Genomic DNA, 7459 nt, shown 5'->3' on the forward strand with positions numbered 1-7459 from the left:
TGGACGCCCGCACCGGCGACGAACGCTGGTCGTACCCCATCGGCGACACGGCCTCCTGCGGCGGCGTCCCGGTCCGGGTCGCCCAGGCGTCCGACGGCTACGTCTACGTCTGCGCCGGCACCCGCGTCCTCGCTCTCGACGTGGCCGCTGGGCACGTGAAGTGGCACTTCGAGGCCCCGGCCGTCTTCCTGTCCCCGCCCACCTTCGTCCCCGGGCCGGCCGTCACCGGCGGCGGCATCTACCTCGCCGACTACCTCGGCACGGTCTACGCCCTCGACGCCACCGACGGCCGGGACCGCTGGCGCATCGCCACCGAGTCCCGGGCGTCCGTCGACCCCGTCCTGGTCGCCGCCGGCCATGTCCACGTGGGCAGCGGCAAGGGCCTCTACACCCTCGACGCGGTCACCGGCACACCCAAGTGGCGCTTCCAGGCGGGCGGCGACATCGTGGGCGCCCCCTCGGTGGCCGAGGGCCGTATCCACTTCGGCTCCACCGACCACCTGCTCTACACCCTGAAGGCCGACGACGGCCGGCTCCGCTGGAAACTCGCCACCGGCGGCGAGATCACCGGCTCCCCGGTCGTCCGGGACGGAGTGGTGTACGCGTGCAGCAAGGACCGCTGCGTGTACGCGCTGGACGCGGAGAAGGGCACGGGCACGGCGCGCACCGCGTGACGCGCCCGGGGACGGCCGCGCGCGACCGGGTCGGGCACGCGCCGGTCGCCCCACGGTGACATGACCGTGACAGGCGATCACTAGGCTGTCCGCCATGCAGATACGGGGGCGCAGGCTCAAGTTCACAGCGGTGTCGGTCCTGGTGGTACTGGCACTGACCGGCTTCTCCACGGGCCGGGGCCGCGGCGGCAGTCACAGCCACAGCGGCAGCCACGGCAGCGGGGGCGGGTGCAGCAGTTCCAGCCAGGACCACGACAGTTCGAGGTCGTCGTCGACATCGGGCGGCGGCTCGTACAGCTCCGGCGGCTCGGGCGGCTCTTACGGTTCCGACGACGATGACGACGACTACTACGGGACCAGCGGCGGCTCCTACAACCGCAGGCCGAACTACGGATCCAGGCCGACGTCCACGACCGGCTCCGGATCCGGCAAGGCCCTGCGGGACGGCACGGCGAGGCTGGTGACCTGTGCGACCCCCGCCTCTCCCCACGCGACCGTCGAAGTCAGCAACCCCAACGGCCGCAAGGCCACGTTCTCCGTCTCGGTGACCTTCGAGGACGCCCGGAGCATCACCGTCATCGACCGGAACGCGGACATCACGGTCCCCGCCCAGGGCAAGGCGACCGTCGAGGTCGAGGTGGGCGGCGGCTCGGGCCTGGTCGACTCGGTCGACCACTGCAAGGTCGACGGCCAGGCCCTCGTCGACGACTGAACGGGGCCGGAGCCCACAGGGCTTCAGTCCCGCAGCTCCGTCAGGAAGTCCAGCAGCGCCTCGTTCACCTCGGCGGGCCGCTCCTGCTGCGTCCAGTGGCCGCAGCCCGGCAGCACGAGCGGCTTCCGGCGCAGGCTGGGCATCAACTCGGGCAGCCTCTCGATCAGTTCGGGCGTGCCCGGGAAGGCCGGGACCAGGTCCCGGTCGCCGTACACGTACAGCGCGGGCGGGGACACGACCGCTCCCTGCCAGGGGGCGGTTAGCTCCCAGTTGCGGTCCAGGTTGCGGTACCAGTTGAGCGCGCCGGTGAAGCCCCGCGCGTAGCTGTCCGTGAGGGTGTCGAGGTCCTCCTCGGTCAGCCACCCGGGCAGCACCTCCGGCTCGGGCGCGTCCGCCAGCCAGCCGCGGTCGAGGTCCACCAGGGCCTGCTCGGGGCGTCCGGCGCCCGGGGCGTCACCGGAGGCGGAGTACAGCAGCTTGCGCAGGGTGGCGCGGGTGTCGGCGGTGCACTCGGCCTCGGCGACCCCGGGCTCCTCGAAGTAGTTCCAGTAGAAGCGCCCGCCGAACCGCTCCCGCATGGTCCTGAGCGGCGGCTGCGCGCCACGGAACGGCGGCGGCACGCTCAGCCCCGCCACCCCGCGCACCACGTCCGGCCGCAGCAGCGCGGTGTGCCAGGCCACCGGCGCTCCCCAGTCGTGCCCGACGACGAACGCCCGCTCCTCACCCAGCGCGTGGACCAGCCCGACCACGTCGCCCACCAGGTGCAGGATGCTGTACGCCGCCACGTCCTCGGGCTGATCGCTGCGCCCGTATCCGCGCTGGTCGGGCGCGACCACCCGGAAACCGGCCTCGGCCAGCGGCCCGAACTGGTGCCGCCAGGAGTGCCAGGACTCCGGGAACCCGTGCAGCAGCACCACGAGCGGGCCCTCGCCCTGCTCCGCGATGTGCAGCCGTATGCCGTTCACGTCGATCATCCGATGCTCAACCACCCGTCGAGCATACGCGTGTATGGGTCAACGATTCCCTGGCGCGACCGGCAAGCAGCTACCGCGACCTGTACTCACGCCGCCGCCCCGCGAACAGCCGGGCCTGCTCCTCACCCGTCGCGTTCCCGAGCGCGATGAGATGCGGCGCCTGCGCGAACCCCTGGGCCCGCCCCGCCTCACGCGCGGCCCACAGCGCCCGCACGGTCCCCTGCACGGCCTCGGTCGGATATCCGGCGAGGACGGCGGCGCACGCCCGCGCCGCCCCCAGCGCCTCGCCCTCCGCCACGAGTTCCGACACCAGCCCGACCTCGTAGGCCCGCCGCGCGGAGATCCGCTCCGCCGTCCCCATCAACGCCATCCGCGCGACCTCCCCGTACGGCATGCGCTGCGCCATCAGGACGGACTCGTAGGCGCTGACCATGCCGTACGTGGTGTGCGGATCGAAGAAGGCGGCGGTGCAGTCGGCGACCAGGAACTCCGCCTCCCCGAGGAGGTAGAAGGCACCTCCGCAGGCCATCCCGCGCACGGCGGCGACGACCGGCTTCCACAGGTCGTTGGCCTTCGGCCCGATGCCGAGCAGCGGATCGTCCTGGGAGTAGGGCGAGTTCGGCTGCGGCACGACGGCGTCCCGGTCGATGCCCGTGCAGAAGGCGCTTTCACCGGCACCCGTGAGGACGACGGCCCGTACAGAGTCGTCGCGCCGCAACTCCCGCCAGACCCCGGCGAGATCCCCGGCCATCTCCAGGTCGACGGCGTTGAGCCGGTCGGGCCGGTTCAGGGTGACGACGGCGACCCCGCTGTCCTCGTCGGCACTGACCAGTACCCCGCTCATGACCGCTCCGGGACCCACCGGGGGAGCCCGTCGTCGAAGACCACCCGCACCCGGGCGCCGATCCTCAGGCGGTCCGCCGCGAGGGAGCCGAGCGGCTCGCCGGGCCCGGCGACGAGGTTGCCGACGAGCCGGATGCGCGGGGCCTCGTCGAGTTCGACCACGACCACGTTGTACGGCGCCAGTTCGGCGTAGCCGGGCAGCAGCGGCGGATGCGGAACGACGTACGACCAGACGCGGCCCCGGCCGGACATCCGGCGCCAGTCGGTCTGGAAGGACTGGCAGTGCGGGCAGCAGGGCCGGGGCGGGAAGCGGAGCTCGCCGCAGCCGGCGCAGGCCTGGACCCGCAGCTCGCCCCGGGCGGCGTACTGCCAGAAGGGGGCGCCGTCGGTGTCGGTGACGGGACGCAGCATGTCAACTCCTCAGCAGCAGAGCGGAGGTCGGGACGCCCTCGCCCGCGGTGACCAGGCAGGCCGACGCGCCCGGCACCTGTGCGGTACTGGTCCCGCGCAGCTGCTTCACCCCTTCGTTGATCAGGTTGAAGCCGTGCACGTAGGCCTCGGACAGGCCGCCCCCGCCGGTGTTCACGGGCAGCAGCCCGCCGGTCTCCAGTGCCCCGCCCTCGGTGAACGCCCCGCCCTCGCCCCGCCCGCAGAAGCCGTACCCCTCCAGCGACAACAGGACCAGGGGCGTGAAGGCGTCGTAGATCTGCGCGACGTCCACGTCCTGCGGCGTCAGGTCGGAGTGTTTCCACAGATGCCGGGCGGCGGCCCAGGCCGGGCCCGTGAGGGGGTCGTCGTTCCAGTAGTTGACCATGCCGTGGTGCTGGGCGGGGAGCGACTGGGCGGCGGAGTGGACGTAGACGGGCGTGCGGCGGCAGTCCCGGGCGCGTTCGGCGGAGACGACGACACAGGCCAGCGCCCCGTCCGTCTCCAGGCAGTTGTCGAAGAGGCACAGGGGTTCGCTGATCCACCGGGACGTCATGTACATCTCGCGGGTCAGGGGCCGGTCGTACATGATCGCGGCCGGGTTCTGGTTGGCGCGGTTGCGGCAGGCCAGGGCGACGTTGAACAGGTGGTCCCGGGTGACCCCGTACTCGTGCATGTGGCGACGGGCCAGCATGGCGATCTCGTCGACCGGCCTGAGCAGCCCGAACGGGCGGGTCCACTGGGCCGGGGTGGGCAGCTGGACGGCGGTGTTCGTCCAGGGGCGGGGCCCGCTGCCCCGCTTGCGCGACCGCCAGGCGACCCCGACGCTCGCCTGCCCGGTGGCGACGGCGGAGGCGAGATGGGCGACGGTCGCACACGAACCGCCCCCTCCGTAGCCGACCTTGCTGAAAAAGGTGAGGTCGCCGAAGCCGCAGGCCTTCGCCAGCTCCACCTCGTCCGTCTCCTCCATGGTGTAGGAGGCGAGGGCGTCGACCTCGCCGGGCGCGATCCCGGCGTCGTCGAGGGCGGCCAGCACGGCACGGCAGGCGAGGGTGCGCTCGTCCTCGGGGAGCCGCTTGGCGAAGGGCGTCTGGCCTATGCCGACGATGGCGGTGGCGTCCTTGAGGCCGCCCGATCCTGCTGCCATGTGCGCGCACCTCCGGGCCGAACGGTTCGCTGACAGGTCGTCAGATTACAGCTAATCTGACGGACAGTCAGCTCCTGTGCCGGCGACTGCTGGGGAGGCTTGCGGTGCGAGCGGATACGGAGTGGGGAAGCATCCCGGGCCTGGTGCGCACGGCGGCCGAGCGGTACGCGCACGTCGAGGCGGTCGTCGAGGGCCGCACCCGGATCACCTACGCGGAGCTGGGCGCCCGTGTGGAGCGCGCGGCGGCGGCCTGTCTGGCGCACGGCATCCGACCCGGCGACCGGGTCGGCGTCTGGGCACCGAACACGCTCGACTGGATCGTCAGCGCCCTGGGCGCGGTCTCGGCGGGCGCGGTGCTCGTGCCGCTGAACACCCGCTTCAAGGGCACGGAGGCGGCGGACGTGCTGCGCCGCAGCGGGGCGCGGCTGCTGTTCGTGACGGGCACGTTCCTCGGCACGTCGTACGTGGCGTCGCTGCGCCGGGCGGCGGGCCGGGGACCGGGCGCCGGCCCGCTGCCCGGACTGCCGGACCTGGAGCACGTGGTGGTCCTCTCGGAGGACGCCCCGGCCGACTTCCGCACCTGGAAGGACTTCCTGGCGAGCGGGGAGGCGGTCGGGCCGGCACAGGTACGGGCGAGGGCGGAGGCGCTCGACGGCTCCCGGCCCTCGGACATCGTCTTCACCTCGGGCACGACGGGCCGCCCGAAGGGCGCCGTCATCACCCACGCCCAGACGTTGCGGGCGTACGAGATCTGGAGCGACCTCGCGGGCCTGACCCGGGGCGACCGGTACCTCATCGTCAACCCGTTCTTCCACACCTTCGGCTACAAGGCCGGGGTGCTCGCCTGCCTGATGCGGGGCGCGACGATGATCCCCCAGCCGGTGTTCAACGTGAACACGGTCCTGGCCAACATCGCCGCCGAACGGGTCTCCGTCCTCCCCGGCCCCCCGACCCTCCTCCAGTCCCTCCTCGACCACCCGGCACGGGACGCGCACGACCTGTCCGCACTGCGCCTCGTGGTGACGGGAGCGGCGGTGGTGCCGCTCAGACTCGTCGAGCGGCTGCGCGGGGAACTCGGCGTCGACACGGTCCTGACGGCCTACGGCCTCTCCGAGGCAAGCGGCGTCGTCACGATGTGCCGGCGCGGCGACGACCCGACGGTGATCGCGTCGACGTCGGGCCGCGCGATCCCCGGCACGGAGGTCCGGGTCGCGGACTCCCGGGGCGAGCCCCTGGGACCCGGCACCCGGGGCGAGGTCCTGGTCCGCGGCTTCAACGTCATGACCGGCTACCACGAGGACCCGGAGGCCACCGCCGAGGTGCTGTCGGAGGACGGCTGGCTGCGCACGGGCGACGTGGGCGTCCTGGACGCCGCGGGCAACCTGCGCATCACCGACCGCCTCAAGGACATGTTCATCGTCGGCGGCTTCAACGCCTACCCCGCCGAGATAGAGCGACTCCTCGGCCTCCACCCGGACGTGGCGGACGTGGCCGTGATCGGCGTCCCCGACGCCCGGCTGGGCGAGGTCGGCAAGGCGTACGTCGTACGGCGGCCGGGCGCCCCGCTGACGGCGGACGACCTGATCGCCTGGTCCCGCAGGGAGATGGCGAACTACAAGGTCCCGAGGACGGTGGAGTTCGTGACGGAGCTGCCCCGCAACGCGAGCGGAAAGGTCGTGAAGGGGGCGCTGCGGGACGGCCTGCTCAGCGGCCGGCCGGCGGCAGCGCCGGGGTCCCGGTGACCGACATGACGAGGGAGTACAGGGTGGTGTCGGCGGCGATGAACAGCCGGTTGCGCCGGGCGCCGCCGAACCGGATGTTGGCCACCGTGCCGGGCACCAGGACGCGGCCGAGGAGCGTGCCGTCGGGGTCGTAGCAGTGCACACCGCCGTGCAGGGCGGCGGCCCACAGGCGCCCCTCGTCGTCGAACCGGATGTTGTCGAAGGTGCCGTCGCGGCACTCGGCGAAGACGTCGCCGCCGCTCAGGGTGCCGTTCGGCCGGACGTCGAAGACCCGGATGTGGTTGGCCAGGCTGTCCGACACGAACAGCTTGCGCTCGTCGGGGGAGAACACCAGCCCGTTGGGCCCCTGGAAGCCCTCGGCGGCCACGCGCACGTCGCCGCTGATCGGGTCCACGCGGTAGACGTTCCGGGCGCCGATCTCGCTCTCCCCGCGGTGCCCCTCGTAGTCGGTAGCGATCCCGAACTCGGGGTCGGAGAACCACACCGACCCGTCGGACCGCACCACGGCGTCGTTCGGGCTGTTGAGCCGCTTCCCCCGGAACCGCTCGGCGATCACCGTGACCGACCCGTCGTGCTCGGTCCGGGTCACGCGCCGGTTGCCCTGCTCGCAGGTGATGAGCCGCCCCTGGCCGTCGAGGGTGTTGCCGTTCGGATACCCGGCGGGCGAGCGGAAGACGCCGACGGACCCGGTGGTCTCGTCCCAGCGCAGCAGCCGGTCGTTCGGGATGTCGCTCCACAGCAGATACCGCCCGGCCGGCACGTACACCGGCCCCTCGGCCCACCGGCACCCGTCGAAGAGCGTCTCCAGCCGCGAGTCCCCGGCCTGACACCGCCCGGTCCGGAACCGCTCGTCGAGCGTCTCGTACATCTGCGGCTGCTCCCCGGGCATCCCCCGCCACCTCCACCCTCGCTCCGACTCCCGCGCTACGGCACCACTATGC

The 7459-nt window shown here is 72.8% G+C and carries 8 protein-coding genes; 3 read left to right on the plus strand and 5 right to left on the minus strand.

Features of this window, described 5'->3' with window-relative positions; all coding sequences use genetic code 11:
• Both CCL05_RS25520 and CCL05_RS25525 read left to right on the plus strand, forming a co-directional pair.
• On the plus strand, positions 1–674 hold a 674-nt coding region (locus tag CCL05_RS25520), incomplete at its 5' end, for an outer membrane protein assembly factor BamB family protein (protein WP_158102490.1).
• Between the two features lie 94 nt (positions 675–768).
• The gene (locus tag CCL05_RS25525; protein WP_086562833.1) at positions 769–1386 is read left to right on the plus strand and encodes a hypothetical protein; all 618 of its coding nucleotides are present in this window, start codon (positions 769–771) and stop codon (positions 1384–1386) included.
• A gap of 23 nt (positions 1387–1409) precedes the next feature.
• Here the strand turns inward: CCL05_RS25525 and CCL05_RS25530 are convergent, their stop codons facing one another.
• The 4 genes from CCL05_RS25530 to CCL05_RS25545 form a co-directional block, all read right to left on the minus strand.
• Entirely contained in the window at positions 1410–2360 is a 951-nt protein-coding gene (locus CCL05_RS25530) for an alpha/beta fold hydrolase (RefSeq protein WP_086562834.1), read from the minus strand.
• A gap of 70 nt (positions 2361–2430) precedes the next feature.
• The gene (locus tag CCL05_RS25535) at positions 2431–3204 is read right to left on the minus strand and encodes an enoyl-CoA hydratase/isomerase family protein (protein ID WP_086562835.1); all 774 of its coding nucleotides are present in this window, start codon (positions 3202–3204) and stop codon (positions 2431–2433) included.
• On the minus strand, positions 3201–3614 hold the full coding sequence (locus CCL05_RS25540; protein ID WP_086562836.1) for a Zn-ribbon domain-containing OB-fold protein: 414 nt from the start codon (positions 3612–3614) through the stop codon (positions 3201–3203). Before CCL05_RS25540 ends, CCL05_RS25535 begins: the two co-directional genes overlap by 4 nt.
• A gap of 1 nt (position 3615) precedes the next feature.
• Positions 3616–4776, minus strand: a complete 1161-nt coding sequence (locus CCL05_RS25545; protein WP_086562837.1) for a lipid-transfer protein — start codon at positions 4774–4776, stop codon at positions 3616–3618.
• Positions 4777–4880: 104 nt separating this feature from the next.
• On the opposite strand from CCL05_RS25545, the gene CCL05_RS25550 reads away from it, so the two are divergent.
• Positions 4881–6518 (plus strand): FadD3 family acyl-CoA ligase, encoded by a 1638-nt coding sequence (locus CCL05_RS25550; protein WP_086562838.1) that lies wholly within the window; start codon positions 4881–4883, stop codon positions 6516–6518.
• On the opposite strand, the gene CCL05_RS25555 is transcribed toward CCL05_RS25550, so the two are convergent.
• Entirely contained in the window at positions 6481–7407 is a 927-nt protein-coding gene (locus CCL05_RS25555; RefSeq protein WP_086562839.1) for an SMP-30/gluconolactonase/LRE family protein, read from the minus strand. The two genes, CCL05_RS25550 and CCL05_RS25555, sit on opposite strands and share 38 nt — an antisense overlap.
• Positions 7408–7459 lie beyond the last annotated feature (52 nt).

It is taken from the genome of Streptomyces africanus, assembly GCF_002150735.1.
GTDB classification, from domain to species: domain Bacteria; phylum Actinomycetota; class Actinomycetes; order Streptomycetales; family Streptomycetaceae; genus Streptomyces; species Streptomyces africanus.